Below are 18616 nucleotides of genomic sequence, written 5' to 3'. Positions count from 1 at the left end.
CACAGGCCGCAAAGGGCGGCCTGTGTTTAATGTGCTGCGAGCGACCTGTCGGGCCGGGCCGTACCGGGTTTAGGCGCGGCGTGCGTCCAGGCTCCAGCCGCCGGCGCCGTTGGCCGCCAAGGCCAACAAGCCACCGACCACTGCCACGTTCTTGAAGAACAGCAGTTGCACCATGAAGGCCTGGTCAGCAGGCACAGCCCAGAAAGCGTGGAAGAAGAAGCTCGCCACCAGCGTGAACAGGGCCAACACCAGCGCTGCGATTCGGGTACCGAAGCCGGCGATCAGCGCCACGCTGCCGACGATTTCCACCAGCAGAGCGAGCACAGCGCCGACCGCGGGCAGCGGCAAACCGACGGAAGCGATGTAACCCACGGTGCCTTCAAAGCCGGTGAGCTTGCTGATGCCGGCAGGCAAAAACAGGGCAGCCAAAAGCACACGACCTGCGAGGTTGAGTGCGTTTTGAGCGGTAGTGGAAGTGTTGCTGGAGGACATGATGGTTTCCTTTCAAAAGGGAAGTTGTTTGCGATGGTTGAACTGTATTCCTCACCAATCTGCCTGAAAATCCCATAAAATGGATATGATTGTTGTCACTATGGAACAATCAAGCACACTCCAGACTACCGCCATCGACCCGAACGACCTGCTCATCTTTGCCCGCGTGGCTGAGCTGGGCAGCTTCAGTCGTGCGGCCGACAAGGTGGGACTGCCCAAGTCCAGCGTGTCGCGCCGGCTCGCGGCCCTGGAGCAACGCTTGGGCGAGCGCCTGCTGCTGCGCACCACGCGCCGCCAAACGCTGACCGAGTTCGGCCAGCAACTGCTGGAGCATGCCAAACAGGTAGTGCTGGAAGTGGAGGCGGTTGCGGCTTTGAGCGAGCGCCGTCAGGCCACGCCCACCGGGCGATTGCGCGTCTCCATGCCGGCCGACATTGCCCACTTGTTGCTCGCCGACATGCTGGGCGCTTTTGTGGCCATGTATCCCGACATCTCGCTGGAGCTGGACCTGTCCGCCCGCCGGGTGGACCTGCTCGGTGAAGGCTTTGACGTGGCGGTGCGCATCGGCGCCTTGCCGGACGACAGCCTGCTCGCTGCACGGCGCTTGAGCCTCATGTCCACCGGGGTGTATGCCTCGCCCCAATACCTGGCTGAGCACGGCACACCCCAAGTGCCGCAAGACCTGCTGCAGCACCAAGCGGTTCGCTTGCTGGGGGGCACCGGGGAGCCCATGCCTTGGCGCCTTGTGAACGGCGAGCAGGAGTGGACGGCTCTACCGCCCGGTCGCTTTGCGGCCAACGCGCCGGACCTGCTGTTGCGCTTGGTGCTGGCGGGCACCGGCATAGGTGCAGTGCCTGATGTGTTTGCCCAGGCCGATGCGCGCCGCAATGCACTGGTGCGCATCCTGCCCGACTGGTGTTTCCCCCGCATGCCCATATCCGCCGTCTTCCCCGGCCGCAAACTCATGCCGCCCAAGACGCGGGTGTTTATTGAGATGCTGCATGCGGCACTGGGAGACCCACATGCTGCCTGACACCTTGGCCAATCCTGTCGACCTCCGGGCACACGCCCTCGCTGAACTGCAAAAGTACTTAGCCCACTTTCCCGCTGAATCCGCAGGCTTGAAGGCCATTGCCGAACTGCTTGCCGACACGTTCGCAGACCCGTTTTCACGGGCCAACATGCAAGGTCACATCACCACCAGCGGGTTGGTGTACGACGCGGCGGTAGACAAGGTGCTGCTCATCCACCACCGCACCTTGAACCGCTGGCTACAGCCCGGCGGCCACCACGAAGGCCTGGACCGGCTGGACGTGTCTGCCGCGCGGGAGGTGGAGGAAGAGACGGGCGTGAACGTGCGCTTGGCTCAGTCTGCTACCCAAAACTTGGATGCGCCACTGATCGACATCGATAGCCACGCCATTCCTGCCAACCCCGCCAAAGGCGAGGGCGCGCACGTGCATCACGACTTTTTGTACCTGTTCCGGGGCGATGCGTCCGCTCCATTGAGCCCGCAGTGGGAAGAGGTGCGTGGGGTGCGCTGGGTGGCGCGTGAGGCCTTGCTGTCGCTGCCGAGTGCGCGTTTTGAAAGGCTGGTGAGCAAGCTGCGGCTTGCTCTTTGAGTATTCGTGGTTTTTTGTAAAAAGTGCCGCTAGCGCTTGTGGAATGTGCGCGAGCAGCTCCTAAATAAATAGCAAATCAATACGGGTGAACCGCACCCGCCCACGCCAACCCGGCGGCCACGCCACCAAACCGGTTGCCTTCCACCAGCGTGGCTTCGGGCATGGCTTGGCGCAGCGCTGCTATTAGCGTGCGCAGTGCGGATGAACCACCGGTGAGGTACACCGCGTCCACAGCGCTTAAGCCCGCAACGGCCACGCAGTCTTGAGCGCATTGCACTACCTGCGCCAGCGAGGCGTGCAAGGCGACTTCCATGTTCGCCGCGTCCACGGTGGGGGCCAAGCTGCGGTCCAGAAAGTCCAGCTCTACGACGGCGCTGTCGCCGCTGATGGAGCAGGCAATCTTGGCGGCTTCCACACTGGCCAGCATGCGGTGGCCGTGCTGTTCTTCCAGCGCGTCCATCAGGCGGCGATGCAGGGCCTGGTCGGTGTAGTCGGTCCACAGCTCTTTGGCAAAGTGCATGGACTTGCGGGTATAGGCCTGGTGGATCAGGTGCCAGGTGCTCAGGTCAAAAAACACGCTGCTGGGCACAATGCGACCGCCGGTGCCCACGTGCTTGTAGCCCAAGTGGGGCATCACGGTGGCGAGGTCGAGCAGGCGGTCAAAGTCGGTGCCGCCAATGTGCACGCCGGTGGTGGCCAGAATGTCTGCCGAGCGGTCGCCCACCGCACTGCGCTCAGGGTTGAGGCGGATGACGGTGAAGTCGGAGGTGCCGCCGCCAATGTCCACCACCAGAGCCGTAGTCTCTTTGGCTACGCGCTGCTCGTAGTCCAGCGCGGCGGCAATGGGTTCGAGCTGGTAGGCAATGTGGGTGAAGCCTGCCTCCAGCGCGGCGCGGCCCAGTGTCTCTTGGGCCAGCTGGTCACGCTCGGCATCGTCGTCCACAAAGTGCACCGGGCGGCCCAGCATGGCGTGGGTCAGGGGCTGGCCCACATGGGCTTCGCAGCGGCGCTTGAGCTCTTTGAAGAACAGCACCACGATGTCAAAGAAGCGGATGCTCTTGTCGCCCACGGCGGTGTATTCGTCCATCAGGCGGCTGCCCATCAGGCTTTTGAGGGAGCGCAGCAAGCGGCCTTCGGTGCCATTCAGGTAGGCCTGCATGGCGTCAGCGCCATAGAGCACGCTGTGGGTTTCACTGGCAAAAAACAGGGCGGTGGGCATTTCAGCCTTGGCGTCATCCAGCGGGATCACCTGCAAGGCGCCTTGCGCGTCAATCAGTGCGCAGGCGGAGTTCGAGGTGCCGAAGTCAATGCCCAGCACCAAGGGGCGAGCAGTCTCCATCAAGCGGGCAGTACCTGCTTCAAGAAGGCGGCAATGTCTGCTACTTCGCGCGGGTGCACGCTGTGCGGCATGGGGTAGGTGTGCCACTGCACCTTGTGGCCCAGGGACGCCAAGGCATCGCGCGAGTCTTCGCCGCGTTTCAGGATCACCACCGGGTCTTGGGTGCCGTGCGCCATGAAGATGGGGGTACTCGCGTTGGCAGCATTGCGCTCGGCGGCAAAGCGGTCTGCCAGCGGCAGGTAGCCGGACAAGGCCATCACACCTGCAATTTGGTGGGGCAAGCGCAGCGCGGTGTGCAGCGCCATGGCGCAGCCTTGGCTAAAACCCGCCAGCACGATGCGCTCATAGGGAATGCCACGCGCCACTTCGCGCTCCACCAGCGCCGCAATGGCCTCCTCGGAGCGCTGGATGCCCGCTGCATCCTGCTTGCTCACCAGATCCATGCCATACAGGTTGTACCAGCCGGGCATCACGTAGCCACCGTTGATGGTGATGGGGATGCTGGGCGCCTGCGGAAACACAAAGCGGATGGGCTGGCAGCCGTCCAAATCCAGCTCGGGCACCAGGCCTGCAAAGTCATCGCTGGTGGCGCCCAGCCCGTGCATCCAGATGACGGCAGCCATGGGGTTGGGGGCGGATTCGAGTTCGATGCAAGAGAGCAGGGCAGTCATGGCGCGGGATGGGGTAGTCGATGGGAGGAGACGGGTTTATACCTGAGTTGCACCGGTTATCGTCAGGGCATGTCTTCACACCGTTTTCATCATGTGCTGCCATTGCTGGCGGTTTTGGGTTCTGTCACGGCCTTGGGGCTGGGCACATCGATTGCCAAACAGTTGTTTCCTGTGGTTGGTTCCTTGGGCACCACCGCCCTGCGCGTGGGCTTTTCAGCACTGTTGCTCTTGTTGATCTGGCGGCCTTGGCGCTGGGCGTTGGCACCGGCCGACCGCATGTCACTGCTGCGTTACGGCGTGGCGCTGGGGCTGATGAACTTGTTGTTTTACATGTCGCTGCGCACCATTCCGTTTGGCATTGCGGTGGCGATTGAGTTTTCGGGACCTTTGGCGGTGGCGCTCTATTCGTCGCGCAAGCCGGTGGACTTTGTCTGGCTGGTACTGGCGATTGCGGGGCTGGGATTGCTGCTGCCCTTCGGCGGCAATGTGCAGGCGCTGGACGCGACCGGCGTGCTCTATGCCCTGGCCGCTGCCGCGTTTTGGGGTGCTTACATCGTGTTCGGCAAGCGCGTGGGCCACTTGCATGCAGGCCACTCGGTGGCGCTGGGGCTCACGGTGGCTGCAATCACGGTGGTGCCCTTCGGCATCTGGCACGCCGGTACGGCACTACTGGATCCACACGTTTTGTTGATCGGTCTGGTGGTGGCGGCGATTTCCAGTGCCATACCCATCTCGCTGGAGATGGTGGCCCTCAAGCGCCTGCCGCAAGAGGCCTTCGGCATCATGACCAGCATGGAGCCGGCGGTGGCAGCCTTGCTGGGCTTGGTGATGTTGAATGAACAGCTCAGCTCCCCACAGTGGTGGGCGATTGTGTTCATCATGGGTGCGGCGGCCGGCAGCGCAGTCACGGCCAAACGCGAGCCGCCGGCGGTGGCGGCAGGGCTGGTGCAGTAAATCTGCCTTACTTGGGCAACCAGCCCAGACCGTGGGCGTGCAGGCTCTGCACATACAAGCGGTCTTTGGTTTCGGTAATCGCTGTGGTTTCGGGGTAACTGCCGCTCGGGTCTTGCAGGTCGGCCACTACTTTGCCGTCTTCGGTGAAGGCGATGACATGGCCGTAGGCCTTGGGGATGGGCCACAGCACACGCGGCAAACGCAAGGTGAGGCTGCGCAACCAGGGTTTGCCGGCCATGTTGTCGACGGTCGGGTTGCGGGGCTTGGCAAAGCCCAGCCAGATTTTTCCGTCCAGGCCGCGCATCAGGTTGTCGGGGTAGCCGGGCAGGTTATCCAGCAGTACTTGGGCTTGCGCATGGGCTTGGGTGTCTAGAGTGCGCACATCGAGCTGGTTAGCGTTCACCGCAATTTTCCAGACCCTGTACTTACCGGTCTCGTTCACAAACAAGGACTGTTCGTCCCCGCTCAGCGCCACACCGTTGGCAAAACTCAAGCCGCTGGCGACCAGGCGCGTGGCTTTGGTGGCAGGGTCATATTCCAGAATGCGGCCGGTGCTGGCTTGCTCCAGGATGTCGAGCACGCTGGCCTCGAAGGTGCCGCCCCAGTCTTTGGGTGCGAAGCGGGTGGATGCATCGCTGAAATACATCTTGCCGTTTTTGGCGACAACCACTGCATCCGCATAGCGGATCGGGTCTCCCTTCACCGTATTAGTGAGCACGGTGACCTTCGCATCCGGCGCGATGGAGAGCAGCCCTTTGACAGCATCCGCTGCAATCAGGTTGCCCTGCGCATCAAAGTCAAAGCCCAGCACCCGGCCGCCGGTGTTGGCAAATACCTGCTGCGCGGTGCCATCGGCCTCCATGCGCAAGATGTTGCCGCTGGCCACGGTGGTGTAGAGCTTGCCGTCGCGGCCGAACTGGATGTGCTCAGGGCCCACCTCACCTTGCAAGTCAATCATCTGCAAGTTGCCAAGCAGTGTGTTAACTGCGTGCGGGCCGGTGTAGCCCGGAGCAGCGGGAGCATTCCAAACCACGGGGCTGACGGGTACCGGCCACAGCAACAGGTACAGCAGCACCAGGCCCAAGGCGGCGGCAACGAATAGAGCAATTTTTTTCAAGGCGTGTCTCCCGTTCAGGAGCGCCTATTCTGAGTGAGGCTGCTGGCCCTTGTTGTCGCGTGCGCGAAGCTGCGCTTCAAGCTGGATGATCTGCTTTTCGAGCTGGCTGCTGCGCTGGTGGTGGTGCATGACCTGGTCGCGCCGGTCCAGGGCGGCTCTCGCAGCCCGGTCAAACCAGGGCTTCCAGAGGGCAGGCACTTTGGGTGGGCGCTTGATGTTGGGGCCCTCGGCGTTTTGTACGTAATCGGCTAACTGCAGGGCAGGCAAGGTGAATTGGCGGCTGAGCCACAGTGCAGTGCCCGCTGCTGCCAACAAGCCCAGTAGACCGGTGACCAGCATGGGCATCAGCTTGCCCAAGGTGTGGCCGGCTACCACGCTGGATGGGGCATAAATCACCAGGCTGAACGGTGACCCACGCAAGACATAGCGCAGCCAGCCTGCTTCTGTGGTGTAAGGGCCGGAGGGCGGGGTGCTTGCCTTGGTGTCGCTGCTGGCGAGCACGCGCCCTTCTTTGTCGATCACCCAAGCCTGCCCCATGGCCAGCGGGCGTTGTTGCATGACGGTGCCAAGGGCTTCTAGGCTCAGGTCGGTTCCCATGGCACCGACAAAGGCTTCACCCACGTACACCGGGGCCAATGTAGAAACGACAGTGATTTTCTTGAAGGGGTCGGTGTGCGGCGCAGACCACACCGGTTCCTTTTGCGGGTTGCGAGCCGGTCCCGCTGCATCCAAGCCTGCGGCATCCCACAGCACCGGCAGGGCTGCACCCATGTCGGCTTTGCCGGTGGCGATCAGCACTTCGTCCCGGGCCTGGGCCGGATACACCCAACGCCAGCGCTTCTGGGCGTCAAAAAAGTAGCTCCAGGCCAAGCGCTGCTGCTGGCTGTGTGCGGCCACCGCTTGGCCCAGCGCACCCAGCGGCGCATTGAGTTCGCGCCGGTAGTCGCCACTGGCGGCGGGGTAGGTGTGAACGGCGCCCATGTCTTTTGCCAGGTCTTGCGGCATGCGATCCCACGGTGCATCCCGCAGCGGCGCGAGGTTGCGGCGCTCCAGCCGTTCCGCGAGGCTGCTGTCGTTAAAAAGGGGTTGGCGCAGGTTGCGTTCAGCGCTTTGGCGCATGCCCATGGCGTGCAGGCGGGCAGCGTCGAGCGTGTCATTCAGAGCGAGCTGTAGTTGTTCGCCTTGTGCACTCAGGGCCCAGGTCAGGGCCGCTTTCTGGCGGCTGTACAGGCTCCAGCTGCCAAGCAGCAGTACCAAGGCCAAGCCGCCCAGCACAAGGACCAGGCTCAGGTGGTGTTTGCGCGTGAGCCCTCGGGCGTTGAGCGCGGGCGCTTCAGGTGCGGGTGCTGTGTTTGGCATGGCTGCCATTGTGGGCCAGGCCACCGCTTGCGCGGGCCCGCAATTCGCGAACGGTCAGGTTTGCGCGCTGGCCGGTTCAGCCGGCTTTGGCATTGGGGGCCACTTTGCGATTGAGCTCTGCCAGTGCAGCACGCCCTGCTACATAACCGGCCTGGATCAGGTCTTTGCGGGCACCAAAGTCGGTGCTGCTGAAGCGCGAGGTGTCCGGCCGGATGAGAAAGTCGGCTTCCTTTGCTTCGAGGTTGGTCAGCGCGCGACCCATGATCTCGAAAGACTGGAGGATGACTTCATACAGGCCGTTGCCCACATTGTTTTGCGGTTTGGTGCCCACGTCGACCGCGATGACCTGTGTGGCACCCAGGGCCCGCGCAAAACGCACGGGCAGCGGGCTGACCAAGCCGCCATCCACCAGCTCATTGCCGCCGACCTGTGCAGGTACAAAGACGCCGGGGATGGCGCTGGAGGCACGCACGGCCTGCCCGGTGTCGCCCGAGCGGAGCAGTACCGCCTCGCCGCTGTGCAGGTTGGTGGCGACTGCGCCGAAGGTGAGTTTGAGTTTTTCAATGGGCTGTTGACGTAAGTAGTCGTTCACCAACTTCTGCAGTGCTTCGCCGGCAAACATCCCGCGTTTGTTGGCCGAGTTCAGGTCGGCCACATCGATGTCGCGCACCTTGAGGGCCACTTCCTCCATTTGCCAAGGCGTATAGCCCGCTGCATAAAAGGCGCCCACCAGTGAACCCGCGCTGGTGCCCACCACCACGTCTGCCTTGTAGCCGCTTTCTTCCAGTGCTTTGAGTACACCGATATGCGAAAAGCCTCGGGCTGAACCGCCGCCCAGCACAAGACCCAATTTGCCTCCCCGTTTTTGGGCAGTTTGCGCGCCGGCAGTGCCTGCCAACGTGGCTGCTGAGGCTGCCGCCAAACCCTTGGCCAGTGTGGAGTTGAACGCGCGGCGTTGCATGGTGTGGCGCTCCATCATTGCGCCAACACCGGTTGGATCAGGCCTTTGTCCATCATGGCCTTCAGGCGATCCCACGCGTTCTCAAACGCGTTGGGCGCTTCGCCGCGGGTGATGTTCTCTACCTTTTCTTCCAGGATCACCACCTCCACACGGCGGTTGAGTTTGCGGCCCTCGTCGGTCGCGTTGGAGGCGACGGGGCGCTTGAAGGAAAAGCCACTGGTGCTCAGGCGCTTGGCGTCCACACCTTGGGCCAGCAGCGCTTCGCGCACGCTGCGGGCGCGGGCTTCTGAGAGCTCCTGGTTCAAGCCTTCGTTGCCGACGTTGTCAGTGTGCCCTTCGAGCACCACATTTTTGTCGGTCTTGGTGTTGATGAGCTGAGCCACACGCTGCATGTAGGCCGCGGATTCGGTGGCGTTCAAGCTGGACTTGCCGGATTCAAACAAAGCCGCGCTGGGCAAAAAGATTTGTACGCCGCGATCGGACTGTGCAATCGGCAAGGTCGGTCCGCTGTAGACCGGCACTGCGGGTATCACAGGAGCTTGTTGGCAGGCAGTGAGGCTTGCGCCTGCAAGGGTGATGAAGGCAACGGTGGCGCCTAGGTGCGCCACCCGGGAAGAGCGTGTGAAAAAAGACATGCAAACAGATCCAAAGTAATGGCCGCCAACCGGCCAGCCCGCATTGAACGGGCAGAGCTTCAGATCTGTCTACCGGATTGCCGAGAGCGCTTGAAATAGTCCGCTTTTGTGCGAACTATTTCTCACCCAGCGTAGCGCTTGGTCCACTCTTTCTCCAGCGCATCCACCCAACTGCCGTGCGGCTCGGGGATGGCGGGCGCTGGCTTTTCTACCTGGCCGGGCAGGGGCTTGGCGGCAAATGCCGCCCGCTCGGTAGCGCTCAGCTTGTCCAGTGCGAGCACGGTCGGGTCGCCCCACACGGCGATGTCGGCCTTGCGGGCTTGGGCCTCGGCGCTGAGCAAAAAGTTGGCAAATACCTGGGCACCCTCTTTGGCAGTGGCGTTCACAGGGATGGCGACAAAGTGCGTGTTGCCGATGGTTCCGCTACTGAATTGATAGCTGGTCACGCTTACAGGAAGGCGCTTGGCGGCTATTTCGTTCGCAGCGTCGTTGGGGTTGAAGGTGAGGGCCAGAGCCACTTCGCCATCGGCCAGCATCTGACGGATAGCCTCTGCGTTGTTGGGGAACTGCTTGCCGCCGCGCCACAGGTGTGGGTGTATCTGGTCCAGCGCGGCCCACAGGGGGGCGGTGGCTTTGGCAAAGGCTTCGGGCGTGACGGGCTTGTAGAGCGCGTCGCGGTTGGCGTTCACGTCCATCAGCACCTGTTTCAGGAAGGTGGTGCCGTGGAAGTTGGGCGGGCGCGGGTAGGTCACGCGGCCGGGGTTGGCTTTGGCAAATGCCTGCAGCTCGGCCAGATTTTGCGGCGGCTTGGGGGTGCGTTTGCTGTCCACCATAAAGGTCAGCTGTGCCATGCCCCAGGGGGCTTCCAGGCCATCGGTGGGCTCGGCAAAGTCCAGGCGTGTGGTGGGCTTGCCTTGCACGTCCACCTTGGCGTACGAGGGCAGGCTCTCAGCAAATGGCCCGAAGAGCAGGCCCTCGCGCTTCATGGTCAAAAAGTTCTCACCGTTGATCCACACCAGGTCCACGCTGCCATTGGTTTTGCCCGCAGCTTTCTCGTTTCGCACCCGCTTGATCATGTCCGGCGCATCGGCAATCTTGACGTGCTGCACGGTCACACCAAAGCGGTTCTGCGCCTCACCAGCGGCCCACTGGATGTAGGCGTTGATGGTCTCCGACCCGCCCCAGGCGTTGAAGTACACCGTCTGCCCCTTAGCTTTGGCTTCGATGGCCGACCAAGCGGGGGTGGACTGGGCAAAGGCGGGAAGCGCTACTGATGCTGCAGAGGCGGCAAGAAGTTGGCGGCGTTGAATGGATAAGCTCATGGTTCCGGTTGTCCGAGGAAAACAATGGGTCGGACGATAAGCCCGTTTCTTACACCTTGCCCACGACGGGGCTTAAGCCAACAGGGCCTGCGCAAATTCCCGAGCGTTGAAGGTTTCCAGCTCGTCAAGCTTTTCGCCCACACCGATGAAGTAGACCGGAATGGGGCGCTCCCGGGCGATGGCTGCAAGCACGCCGCCCTTGGCAGTGCCGTCGAGCTTGGTAACGATCAGGCCGGTGAGACCCAGTGCGTCGTCAAATGCTTTGACCTGGGCCACGGCGTTCTGACCGGTGTTGCCGTCGATGACCAGCAGCACTTCGTGCGGTGCCGTGCCGTCTGCTTTACCGATGACGCGCTTGATCTTTTTCAGCTCTTCCATCAGGTGCAGCTGCGTGGGCAGGCGGCCTGCGGTGTCGATGAGCACTACGTCCTTGCCCCGTGCCTTGCCGGCGGTCACCGAGTCGTAGCTCACGGCAGCGGGGTCGCCGCCTTCCTGGCTTACGATTTCCACGGTGTTTCGGTCCGCCCAGACGGTGAGCTGCTCGCGCGCAGCGGCGCGGAATGTGTCCGCTGCGGCCAGCAACACGCTGGCGTTGCTGTCGGCAAGGTGCTTGGTCAGCTTGCCGATGCTGGTGGTTTTACCCGCACCGTTCACACCTGCCACCATGATGACGGTGGGCGTGTGTTCGCCGATCACCAACGGCTTTTGCAGCGGCTGCAGCAGTTCGGTCAGCTCGGAGATCAGGATGTTCTTCAGCGCCGTAGGGTGGGTCACTCCGGTAGCCTTGACCTTTTTGCGCAGTGCGTCCGTCAACAACTGGGTGGCGGCCACGCCGGCGTCGGCCATAAGCAAGGCGCCTTCCAGGTCCTCATACAAGGCCTCATCAATCTGGCTGCCGCCGAACACGCCGGAGATGCTGCTGGCTGTTTTGCCCAGGCCCGCCTTGAGTTTGTCCAGCCACTTCTGGCGTTCGGGCGGGGTAGCCGGAGCCTCAGGAATCTCGATAGGCGCCACCAGTGCGCTGCCGATCAGCGAGCCGGAGCCCCAGCCGGTACTGGCGGGTGCCGCGTTCGCGGGTTCTGGTGCGGGCGGGGCAGGGGTAGAACTGGGGGTGCTTGTGACCGGTGCTACCCGGGCGTTAACCGCTTCTGCTGGGGCATCGGAGGCCTGCGCCGGTACTTCGTCCGCTACAGGTGTAGCGGCTGGCGCTACCGCCTCAGAGGCCGGAGTGGACGAAGAAAGGAATTTCTTTTTGAAAAAACTGAACATGAGGGTGTTTCTAGAATCACAGCATTCTATGAAACACCCATTTCACCTGTCGGGCGCCCGCTGGGCCGCCCCGGTTTCCGCGTTCGCGCTGGCCGCATCCCTCACCATTCCCTGTCTTCTACTGCCCCTGTCAGCCTCCGCAGGCGAGGTGCAACCTGCGCCGGCCGCCACGCTGGCGCAGCAGTTCACCCTGAAGAACGGTATGACGCTCATCGTCAAGCCGGACCGCCGTGCCCCCACCGCGGTGCACATGGTGTGGGTGCGCGTGGGCTCCATGGACGAGGTGGATGGCACCAGCGGCGTGGCCCACCTGCTGGAGCACATGATGTTCAAAGGCACGCCTACGGTGAAGGCTGGGGATTTCTCGCGCAAGGTCTCTGCGCTGGGTGGCCGCGAAAATGCATTCACCAGCAAGGACTACACCGGTTACTTCCAGCAGATTCCCTCGGCCAAGCTCGAAGACGTGATGCGCCTCGAGGCTGACCGCTTTGCCAACAACACCTGGACGGATGAGGTGTTTGCCAAAGAGCTGGAGGTGGTGAAAGAAGAGCGCCGCCTTCGCACCGAAGACAAGCCTCATGCCCGCCTGCACGAGGCCATGGACGCGGTGATCTACCAGGCCGACCCCTACCGCCGCCCCATCGTGGGCTGGATGAGCGACTTGGAGAGCATGACTGCAGACGACGCCCGCGCCTTCTACCGCCGCTGGTACACGCCTACCAATGCCGCCGTGATCGTGGCAGGAGATGTGGATGTTGACGCGGTCCGTGTGCTGGCCGAAAAGTACTACGGCAGCCTGCCGGTGCACGCCCTGCCGCAGCGCAAGCCGCGCACTGAGCCCGAGCAAACCGGGCTGCGCCGCCTGGACTTCAAAGCACCTGCCGAGCAGGCCTATGTGGCACTTGCTTTCAAGGTGCCCGGTCTCAAACCTGCCGGTTTGCCAGCGACGGCGGCGGCACCTACTGACGCGACCAGCGAGGATGCATTGGCGCTCACCGTGCTTTCGGCTGTGCTTTCGGGCTACGACGGTGCCCGGCTGCCGCGCGCGCTCACACTGTCGGACAAACCTGTGGCGGATGAAGCTGGCGCGTACTACGGGCTCACCGCCCGCGGCCCGCAGCTCTTTACGCTCTATGGCATACCAGCCGTAGGCAAAACGGCCACCGAGGTGGAGGCCGCATTGCGCGCCCAGGTGGCGCTGGTCGCCAAAGATGGTGTGACCGAAGCCGAACTCACCCGCGTTAAAAACCGCTGGGTGGCGGGCGAGGTCTACAAGCAAGACAGCGTGTTCAACCAGGCCCGCTTGCTGGGTGTGAGCTGGATCAACGGCTTTCCCTTGGGCGCTGACCAACTGCTGCTGGAGCGCTTACGCAAAGTGACTGCGGCGCAGGTGCAGTCCGTGGCCGCCAAATATTTTGGCGATGACGCCCTCACCGTCGCCACCCTGCTGCCCCAGCCTGTGGATGCGACCCGCAAGCCCCGCGTCCCCGCGGTAGGCCTTCGCCATTGAACAGCGCTTCCAGCCATTGAACCCATGATTACTCCTAAATTTGTAGCTGCTCGCGCAATATTGGCGGGCGCTATCGCCCTATTTGGTATGCACTCCGTGTGGGCGGGCATACCCATCCAGCACTGGACGCAGCCCAGTGGTGTGCGTATCTACCTCGTTGAGAGCCCCGCCATTCCGATGGTGGACGTGCAGATCGACCTGGATGCCGGCGCCCGCCGCGACCCTATCGACAAGCCCGGCCTGGCCAACCTGATGGCCGCCAGCACCGCTAACGGCGTGCGCGCCAGCGGTGCTGGCCCCACGCTGGACGAGCACCAGCTCAGCGAAGCCTGGGCGGACTTGGGCGCGTCTTTCGGCGGTAGCGCTAGTGCCGACCGCATGAGCTTTGGCCTGCGCTCCCTGACCTACCCGGACCTGCTGGACAAAGCAGTGGCGCTGGCTGCCCGCCAGTTGGGCGAGCCATCGTTCCCCGAAGCCCCTTGGCTGCGTGACCGTCCCAAGATGATTGCCAGCCTGAAGGAAGCCAACACCCGCCCTGCCACGCTGGCCGGGCGTGCGTTCAGCCAGGCCGTGTACGGCAGCCACCCCTATGGCAGCGAGACGACCGAGGCCAGTCTGTTGCGGACGAACGTGGAAGACCTGCGCGCCTTGCACGCCAAGGTCCTGCGTGCCTGTGCGGCGCAGGTCAGCATCGTGGGCGCGCTCAACCGTGCGCAGGCGGATGCCTTGGTGGCCAAGCTGCTGGCCCGTGTGCCGCAAGGTGGCTGCACTGCACAACCGGCGGTGCCCGAGGTGGCAGCGCTAGCGGCAGCGAGCGAGGTACGCATTCCGTTTGCATCGGCACAGGCGCATGTGCTGGTGGGGCAGCCGGGCTTTAAGCGTAACGACCCGGATTTCTTCGCGCTCACGGTGGGTAACCACATCCTGGGCGGTGGCGGCTTTACCGCCCGCCTGACTGAAGAGGTGCGCGAGAAGCGGGGGCTCACCTATAGCGTGTACAGCTACTTTGCGCCCGGCATGCATGCAGGTGCCTTCACCATCGGCCTCCAAACGCGGCCTGACCAAGCGGAGCAAGCACTGACTTTGGTGCGCGAGGTGGTGACCAAGTTCGTGGAAGAGGGTCCGACTGAAAAAGAGCTGCAAGCCGCCAAAGACAACCTGATCGGCGGATTTGCGCTGCGCATCGACAGCAACAAAAAGCTGCTCGACAACGTGGCCAACATCGCCTGGAATGGCCTGCCGCTGGACTATCTAGACACCTGGACGCAGCAGGTGGAGCGCCTTACGGTGGCTGATGTCCGTGCGGCCATGGCCCGCAAACTCAAGCCTGCGCGCATGGCGACGGTAGTGCTGGGCGCACCTTAGGCGCACCCCATGCAATTTAGCGTTTGCGTGTGGCGCCCAGACCCAAGACGATGACCCCGGCGATGGCGCAGCAGATGGCAGCAATGCGGAAGGCCCAAGCGGGGCTTTGCATCTCCATGAGCTGGCCGCCCAAGAAGGAACCCAATGCTGAGCCCATGCACAGTACGCCGGGTGCCAGCATGATCATGCGTCCTGCCTTGTCGTAGCTGGGTAGAAGCGCTAGCAGCAGAGTGATGGAGGTTCCCCAGGCACAGATAAAGACTACGGTCGATACCGCATAGGTCCAGGCTTGGGGAGGGAGTGACAAGCCCAGTGCGGCCAGTGTGCATAGGGTCAGTGCCACGATGCCGGTGCTGAAGAGCCGGTCGCGCTGGATCATCCAAGGAACGATGGAAATGGCAGCGATGCTCAAGAGATTCGCGCCACCCAGCAGAGTTTCCACAAAAGCGTCTTTGAAACCGGCTTCGTGGCCCATGAAGCCCACAAATGTCCAGACCACACCGACGGTGACGTAAAGCAGAAAAATGCTGAGCAGGGCCAGGTAGGCCGATGCAGTTCGGGGTGCACTGGTGTTGGATAGTTCCGTTTCAGCTTGCAGGTGGACTGCGGGAAACAGGGTGCGTACCAGCAGACAGATCACTCCTTGCAAGGCCACCATGATGAAGGCGGCAGTGGCTTGACCCAGTTCGCCCACCCAGGGAAGCACAAAGGTCAGCAAGACGGCAATGGCCAGTGTCTGGCTGATGACCATCCAAGTGAGGTTGCGGTCGGCATCCTTGCCCTCGGAGAGTCGGCGTATCGCCAGGCCGGCGATCACCCCGGAAAACACGCCGGAGGCCAACCTAACCAAAAGCATGGTGGTGTCATCCAGCCGGAAAGCGGATAAGGCATTGGCTGCAATGAAGCCCAGCAATGCGATCAGGACCAACGCGCGCGGGTTGTACCGGAAAAGCACAAATGTCATGAGGAGCGATCCCACGGCGTTGCCCACGCTATCTGCGGCAGCGATCAACCCTAATTGGCTTTCCGTCAGGGACCATTGGGTGGCCATCAGCACAACGAATCCGGGGGTTCCCAGGAAGAAGATCGATGCCACGCACACGAGGGCGATCAGCGAGAACGTGTGGTGCGTGGGCAATTCGTCAGGGGAGGGGGCGATGACTGTCATGGGAGGAGTCTTTCAGAGGTTGAGGGCTGTGGCTAGAGGGGGAAGAAATTGCGTATCCATGCACACTTGATACACGGCGAGTCGGATGGACAGAGGGCCGTCAGGTCCCTCGCCGACCGTGCCCACGAAGAGGCTGGTGTTCATCCATTCATAGGGACCTTGGGGTGCCTCAAACACGGGATGGGTTACTGCGTACTCAGCGGGCCATTGGTTGTTGGCGCTGAACCAAAGTCCCTTGTTGCGGACATGGATGAAGGCACCGTCTTCGGTCTGCATGTCGTAGATGGCCTCGATTTCCAGTCGGCCATCACTGCGCAACAGCTGCCAGTCAGCGCCGCCCGGGAGAATGCGACCCGAAAGCCCTTGTCCCTGAAATCGCCCTCCAGTGATGGGTACCCGCAAGCGTTGGCCCTTGGGGGTATGGCCTTGGATCTCTTCCGGCTGCAACGTGACCAACGCCTCGTAGGCGAATCGCAAGTGAAGTCCGGGCATGGGTGGGGAAGTGAGGTTGGTCATGGATGTCTCACTTGGTGGGGCGCCAGGCGGGCCAGTTGATCGCTTGTTCCAAGGCATTTGCTACCTTGATGACATCGTCTTCGCGGTAGGTTCGACCCACTACCTGGAGCCCGGTGGGCACTCCGTTGTCTCCGAAGCCGCTGGGCACGCTCATCACCGGATGCCGGCTGAGCATGTTGAATGGATAAGTCATGTAGTTTTCCATCAGGTCCGTGTGCGCTTCGGCGCAGCCTTCCGCGGCCATGGTGTTCCGTGCCAAGGTGGGGCAAAGCAGCACGTCGTAGTTGGCGTAGACGTCCTGGAGGGCGTTGTGCATCTTTCCCATGCCATCGATGGACTCGATGTATTCCTCCGCCGTGATGTTTCCCAGAAGCTCGACCGCCGTGCGCACGTAGTCGCTAACTTGGTCCTCAGCCCCGTGGGTGAGCGCTTTCAGCCCCCGCCCCAGTGGCATGCCAAGCCCGTGCGTGAAGTACCGCTGTACCTTGCGGTCCCAAGCCAACTCGACCTCATCAACGATGGCACCATGTTCCCGTAGTGATTGGGCCGCCATGTAGGTATTGCGGCGCACGTCATCGGCCACCTGGAAGTAACCCAGGTCCATGGACAAGGCAATGCGCATGCCTTTGAGGTCCCCGGGGGGCACTGACAACTCGATTTTCGGGTGCAGGCTCGCAGGGTCGCAAGGGTGCGGCCCGTTCATCACGTTAAACATCAGGACGGTGTCCGCCACGGTGCGGGCCATCATGCAGTTGTGGTTGTAAGTGTTCATCGCGAAGAAGAACGATGCTTCCGGAACACGGCCGTAGCTGGGCTTGATGCCCACCACACCGCAGTACGCGGCGGGCACGCGACCGGAGCCGCCGATGTCTGAGGCAGTGGCCAATGTCGTCATTCCCGCAGCCAATGCCGCGGCACTGCCGCCGGATGACCCGCCACAGGTGAAGTAGGGGTTCCAAGGGTTGCGGGTCACGCCATGGGCGAGAGACCGCGTGAACATCGCTACATAGAACTCCGGCACATGCGTTCTCCCGTGGATGACGGTGCCGGCCTCGAGCAGGCGATCTGTGAGGGGGGCGTTGTGTTCATCGACTATCCCGGCGAGTAACAGGGAGCCCTGGTCTGTTTCCTCGCCTACCAGGTTGTGTTCGTTCTTCAAAACCGTGGGAATCCCTTCCAGAGGGCCTGCCGAGTCGGGTGCGGTTCGGTATATGGCCTCTGCGCGTCGCGCCGACTCCATGGCTTGATCAAAGCGCGTGGACCGCATGATGTTGAGTTCGGGTTGCAGTTCTTCGATCCGGAGGATGTGAGCGTCCAGCAGTTCGACGGGCGAAAGAGAGCCATTGCGAAAGCGCTTGAGTGCGTCCGTGGCGGAGAGGTAATTCAGTTCCAGATCAGCGTTGTTGGGCATAGGGAGCGATGTCTTGTGGTGCACGGCGTTGTGTGGATGAGGCATTATTAAGCGAGTAATTGCTCGTATAAGTTGGGGTTTACCAGCATGTTCCATGCCAAGAGTGTGTGCTGGGTATCATTGAGTGATGACAAAAAAGAAGCCGGTGGATGTGGTCGACGCTGAGGGTGCGCCTGTTGCGGATGTTTCTCTTTCGCTGCGCAGGGCGCCAAGGCAGGTTCGTGCCCAGGAGACGGTCCGTGCGGTACTGCGTGCTGCCGGTGAAGAGATTGAGTCGGGTGGGTTGGACCGGTTAACGACCAACCGCGTTGCGGCGCGGGCTGGTTTGTCGATAGGCGCGGTGTACGGTTATTTCCCGAACAAGGAATCCATACTCCAGGCGCTGCTGGTTCAGTGGCTGGATGGTGTGTTTGAGGCTTTGGATAGCTTGCATCCACGGCACGGTGGCGGCCTCGATTTGATTCGCTATCTCCAAGCCCAATTGCGTGAAGGCGCGCGGGTTTACAGCGAGCAAGCGGGCTTGAGTGCCATGCCGTATTTGTCGGAGGGGGTGCCGGCTTTGCGCCCGGTTGTCATGGAGCACGACGCGAGAGTCTATGCGTCCATTTCCTCAGCGCTGCGGCACTATGTTCCGACCGCCAGTGCGGAGGATATCGACTCTTTTTCCCGTTGCTTGCCGTTATTGATGCACGCCGGCCTGGTGGTACTTGTGGTGGAGAAGTCCGGCGAAATGGGTTCTTCGCTCGAGTTTCTTCGTGCGGCCATTATCGGAATGGCTTCGCGCCTGCTTATGGTGAGTCAAACGGTTGAGTGACCCGTTTGGATGCGTTTTTTGTGCTGATTTGGTGCGTTGGCTGTTCGTGACTAGTCTCGTTTTCACTTTTTTATAAAACGAGCATATCATC

Annotated in this window: 18 protein-coding genes; 6 read left to right on the top strand and 12 right to left on the bottom strand. The window is 62.2% G+C overall.

Annotation, left to right across the window (positions count from 1 at the left end; genetic code table 11):
• Positions 1-69 precede the first annotated feature (69 nt).
• Complete coding sequence (locus AEP_RS07935; protein ID WP_087494881.1) at positions 70-492, bottom strand: DoxX family protein; 423 nt, start codon at positions 490-492, stop codon at positions 70-72.
• A 100-nt stretch (positions 493-592) separates the two neighbouring features.
• Here AEP_RS07935 and AEP_RS07930 point away from each other — a divergent pair, with 100 nt between their 5' ends.
• Together AEP_RS07930 and AEP_RS07925 are read left to right on the top strand one after the other, a co-directional pair.
• Positions 593-1525, top strand: coding sequence for a LysR family transcriptional regulator (locus AEP_RS07930; protein ID WP_087497248.1), 933 nt, complete (start codon positions 593-595; stop codon positions 1523-1525).
• The gene (locus tag AEP_RS07925) at positions 1515-2114 is read left to right on the top strand and encodes an NUDIX hydrolase (RefSeq protein WP_198301914.1); all 600 of its coding nucleotides are present in this window, start codon (positions 1515-1517) and stop codon (positions 2112-2114) included. Before AEP_RS07930 ends, AEP_RS07925 begins: the two co-directional genes overlap by 11 nt.
• A gap of 76 nt (positions 2115-2190) precedes the next feature.
• Here the strand turns inward: AEP_RS07925 and AEP_RS07920 are convergent, their stop codons facing one another.
• Positions 2191-3453 (bottom strand): Hsp70 family protein, encoded by a 1263-nt coding sequence (locus AEP_RS07920; RefSeq protein WP_087494879.1) that lies wholly within the window; start codon positions 3451-3453, stop codon positions 2191-2193.
• Entirely contained in the window at positions 3453-4124 is a 672-nt protein-coding gene (locus tag AEP_RS07915; protein ID WP_087494878.1) for an alpha/beta hydrolase, read from the bottom strand. The genes AEP_RS07920 and AEP_RS07915 overlap by 1 nt, the downstream gene beginning before the upstream one ends.
• 69 nt (positions 4125-4193) lie before the next feature.
• Between AEP_RS07915 and AEP_RS07910 the strand changes: the two genes are divergently transcribed.
• Positions 4194-5078 (top strand): EamA family transporter, encoded by an 885-nt coding sequence (locus tag AEP_RS07910; RefSeq protein ID WP_087494877.1) that lies wholly within the window; start codon positions 4194-4196, stop codon positions 5076-5078.
• 7 nt (positions 5079-5085) lie between these two features.
• Here the strand turns inward: AEP_RS07910 and AEP_RS07905 are convergent, their stop codons facing one another.
• The 6 genes from AEP_RS07905 to ftsY all read right to left on the bottom strand — a co-directional run bounded on the left by AEP_RS07905 (position 5086) and on the right by ftsY (position 11741).
• Positions 5086-6195, bottom strand: a complete 1110-nt coding sequence (locus tag AEP_RS07905) for an SMP-30/gluconolactonase/LRE family protein (RefSeq protein WP_232459959.1) — start codon at positions 6193-6195, stop codon at positions 5086-5088.
• Between the two features lie 24 nt (positions 6196-6219).
• Positions 6220-7554 (bottom strand): PDC sensor domain-containing protein, encoded by a 1335-nt coding sequence (locus AEP_RS07900; RefSeq protein WP_157673080.1) that lies wholly within the window; start codon positions 7552-7554, stop codon positions 6220-6222.
• A 76-nt stretch (positions 7555-7630) separates the two neighbouring features.
• Complete coding sequence (locus AEP_RS07895; protein ID WP_232459958.1) at positions 7631-8515, bottom strand: patatin-like phospholipase family protein; 885 nt, start codon at positions 8513-8515, stop codon at positions 7631-7633.
• 14 nt (positions 8516-8529) lie between these two features.
• Positions 8530-9150 (bottom strand): OmpA family protein, encoded by a 621-nt coding sequence (locus AEP_RS07890; RefSeq protein ID WP_087494875.1) that lies wholly within the window; start codon positions 9148-9150, stop codon positions 8530-8532.
• A gap of 122 nt (positions 9151-9272) precedes the next feature.
• Complete coding sequence (locus tag AEP_RS07885; protein ID WP_087494874.1) at positions 9273-10472, bottom strand: ABC transporter substrate-binding protein; 1200 nt, start codon at positions 10470-10472, stop codon at positions 9273-9275.
• A 72-nt stretch (positions 10473-10544) separates the two neighbouring features.
• Positions 10545-11741, bottom strand: coding sequence for a signal recognition particle-docking protein FtsY (ftsY, locus tag AEP_RS07880; protein ID WP_087494873.1), 1197 nt, complete (start codon positions 11739-11741; stop codon positions 10545-10547).
• Positions 11742-11769: 28 nt separating this feature from the next.
• On the opposite strand from ftsY, the gene AEP_RS07875 reads away from it, so the two are divergent.
• A complete protein-coding gene (locus AEP_RS07875; RefSeq protein WP_087494872.1) occupies positions 11770-13251 on the top strand; it encodes a M16 family metallopeptidase in 1482 nt (493 codons plus the stop codon).
• A 24-nt stretch (positions 13252-13275) separates the two neighbouring features.
• The gene (locus AEP_RS07870) at positions 13276-14616 is read left to right on the top strand and encodes a M16 family metallopeptidase (RefSeq protein ID WP_087494871.1); all 1341 of its coding nucleotides are present in this window, start codon (positions 13276-13278) and stop codon (positions 14614-14616) included.
• A 16-nt stretch (positions 14617-14632) separates the two neighbouring features.
• Here AEP_RS07870 and AEP_RS07865 read toward each other — a convergent pair whose 3' ends face one another.
• The 3 genes from AEP_RS07865 to AEP_RS07855 are packed head-to-tail and all read right to left on the bottom strand — an operon-like array spanning position 14633 to position 17711.
• Positions 14633-15784 (bottom strand): MFS transporter, encoded by a 1152-nt coding sequence (locus AEP_RS07865; protein WP_087494870.1) that lies wholly within the window; start codon positions 15782-15784, stop codon positions 14633-14635.
• Between the two features lie 12 nt (positions 15785-15796).
• Positions 15797-16300 carry a DUF3237 family protein gene (locus AEP_RS07860; protein WP_157673079.1) on the bottom strand — a complete coding sequence of 168 codons (504 nt, stop codon included), beginning with the start codon at positions 16298-16300 and terminating at the stop codon, positions 15797-15799.
• Between the two features lie 7 nt (positions 16301-16307).
• Positions 16308-17711: an amidase gene (locus tag AEP_RS07855; protein WP_087494868.1), complete on the bottom strand. Its 1404-nt coding sequence runs from the start codon at positions 17709-17711 to the stop codon at positions 16308-16310.
• A gap of 127 nt (positions 17712-17838) precedes the next feature.
• Here AEP_RS07855 and AEP_RS07850 point away from each other — a divergent pair, with 127 nt between their 5' ends.
• A complete protein-coding gene (locus AEP_RS07850) occupies positions 17839-18525 on the top strand; it encodes a TetR/AcrR family transcriptional regulator (protein ID WP_087494867.1) in 687 nt (228 codons plus the stop codon).
• Positions 18526-18616: the final 91 nt, after the last annotated feature.

Source organism: Curvibacter sp. AEP1-3 (assembly GCF_002163715.1).
Classification (GTDB): domain Bacteria; phylum Pseudomonadota; class Gammaproteobacteria; order Burkholderiales; family Burkholderiaceae_C; genus Allorhodoferax.
This window is presented reverse-complemented; position numbering and strand designations above follow the sequence as displayed.

Excerpts from the sequence above, each read along its gene's own strand:
- AEP_RS07890 (WP_087494875.1), bottom strand. The coding sequence starts at position 9,150 with ATGTCTTTTTTCACACGCTCTTCCCGGGTGGCGCACCTAGGCGCCACC.
- AEP_RS07900 (WP_157673080.1), bottom strand. The coding sequence starts at position 7,554 with ATGCCAAACACAGCACCCGCACCTGAAGCGCCCGCGCTCAACGCCCGA.
- AEP_RS07920 (WP_087494879.1), bottom strand. The coding sequence starts at position 3,453 with ATGGAGACTGCTCGCCCCTTGGTGCTGGGCATTGACTTCGGCACCTCG.
- AEP_RS07850 (WP_087494867.1), top strand. The coding sequence starts at position 17,839 with ATGACAAAAAAGAAGCCGGTGGATGTGGTCGACGCTGAGGGTGCGCCT.
- AEP_RS07870 (WP_087494871.1), top strand. The coding sequence starts at position 13,276 with ATGATTACTCCTAAATTTGTAGCTGCTCGCGCAATATTGGCGGGCGCT.
- AEP_RS07885 (WP_087494874.1), bottom strand. The coding sequence starts at position 10,472 with ATGAGCTTATCCATTCAACGCCGCCAACTTCTTGCCGCCTCTGCAGCA.
- AEP_RS07930 (WP_087497248.1), top strand. The coding sequence starts at position 593 with ATGGAACAATCAAGCACACTCCAGACTACCGCCATCGACCCGAACGAC.
- AEP_RS07910 (WP_087494877.1), top strand. The coding sequence starts at position 4,194 with ATGTCTTCACACCGTTTTCATCATGTGCTGCCATTGCTGGCGGTTTTG.
- AEP_RS07860 (WP_157673079.1), bottom strand. The coding sequence starts at position 16,300 with ATGACCAACCTCACTTCCCCACCCATGCCCGGACTTCACTTGCGATTC.
- AEP_RS07865 (WP_087494870.1), bottom strand. The coding sequence starts at position 15,784 with ATGACAGTCATCGCCCCCTCCCCTGACGAATTGCCCACGCACCACACG.
- AEP_RS07855 (WP_087494868.1), bottom strand. The coding sequence starts at position 17,711 with ATGCCCAACAACGCTGATCTGGAACTGAATTACCTCTCCGCCACGGAC.
- AEP_RS07875 (WP_087494872.1), top strand. The coding sequence starts at position 11,770 with ATGAAACACCCATTTCACCTGTCGGGCGCCCGCTGGGCCGCCCCGGTT.
- AEP_RS07915 (WP_087494878.1), bottom strand. The coding sequence starts at position 4,124 with ATGACTGCCCTGCTCTCTTGCATCGAACTCGAATCCGCCCCCAACCCC.
- AEP_RS07935 (WP_087494881.1), bottom strand. The coding sequence starts at position 492 with ATGTCCTCCAGCAACACTTCCACTACCGCTCAAAACGCACTCAACCTC.
- ftsY (WP_087494873.1), bottom strand. The coding sequence starts at position 11,741 with ATGTTCAGTTTTTTCAAAAAGAAATTCCTTTCTTCGTCCACTCCGGCC.
- AEP_RS07895 (WP_232459958.1), bottom strand. The coding sequence starts at position 8,515 with ATGCAACGCCGCGCGTTCAACTCCACACTGGCCAAGGGTTTGGCGGCA.
- AEP_RS07925 (WP_198301914.1), top strand. The coding sequence starts at position 1,515 with ATGCTGCCTGACACCTTGGCCAATCCTGTCGACCTCCGGGCACACGCC.